The following is a 751-nucleotide window of genomic DNA, read 5'->3' as shown; positions in this document are numbered from 1 at the left end:
ACCTGCTGCAGGCGCACAAGAAGATCGACGCGATCTGGAACCACGACGACGACCAGGGCATCGGCGTGATGGCGGCGATCAAGGAGGCCGGTCGCGACGAGTTCTTCATGGTCGGCGGTGCGGGTTCTGCCAACGCGATGCGTGACATCCAGGCCGACAGCGGCGTGCTGAAGGCGACGGTCACCTACCCCGCGACGATGGCCGGCTCGGCGATCAAGATCGCCCGGCTCATCGCCCAGGGCAAGGGCATGAGCGACCTGCTGGAGCAGGAGGTGCCGCAGTCGATCACACTGTCCTCGGAGACCATCAGCAAGGACAACGTGGACAAGTATCTGCCGTTCGGCTTCGAATCCTGATTCGGGGGATGATCTAGTGACAGAAAGCAGGCCGACGCTCGGTGTCGGCATGGTGGGGTACGCGTTCATGGGACGCGTGCACTCGCAGGCATGGCGGAACGTCGCCTCGGTTTTCGACCTGCCGGTAAGGCCCGCCATGGCGGCCCTGTCCGGCCGGTCGCCCGGTGCCACGGCCGAAGCCGCGGACAAGCTCGGCTGGGCGGCGGTGGAGACCGACTGGAAGCGGCTCGTCGAGCGTGACGACGTGCAGATCGTCGACATCTGCACGCCGGGCGACAGCCACGCCGAGATCGCCATCGCGGCGCTGGCGGCGGGCAAGCACGTCCTGTGCGAGAAGCCGCTGGCCAACACCGTGGCCGAGGCCGAGGCCATGGCCGCGGCGGCGAAGGAGGCGG

General features: G+C 67.6%; 2 protein-coding genes. Both read left to right on the top strand.

Going from position 1 to position 751, the window contains the following annotated elements:
- Nucleotides 1-356: substrate-binding domain-containing protein (locus tag FLX07_RS35865; RefSeq protein ID WP_142576420.1), on the top strand; the 356-nt coding region annotated here is incomplete at its 5' end.
- 16 nt (nucleotides 357-372) lie between these two features.
- On the top strand, nucleotides 373-751 hold a 379-nt coding region (locus FLX07_RS35860; protein ID WP_244311180.1), incomplete at its 3' end, for a Gfo/Idh/MocA family protein.

It is taken from the genome of Microbispora bryophytorum (assembly GCF_006874465.1).
Lineage (GTDB): Bacteria > Actinomycetota > Actinomycetes > Streptosporangiales > Streptosporangiaceae > Microbispora > Microbispora bryophytorum.
Note: the sequence above shows the minus strand (reverse complement) of the source record. Positions and strands in the feature narration are given on the sequence as shown.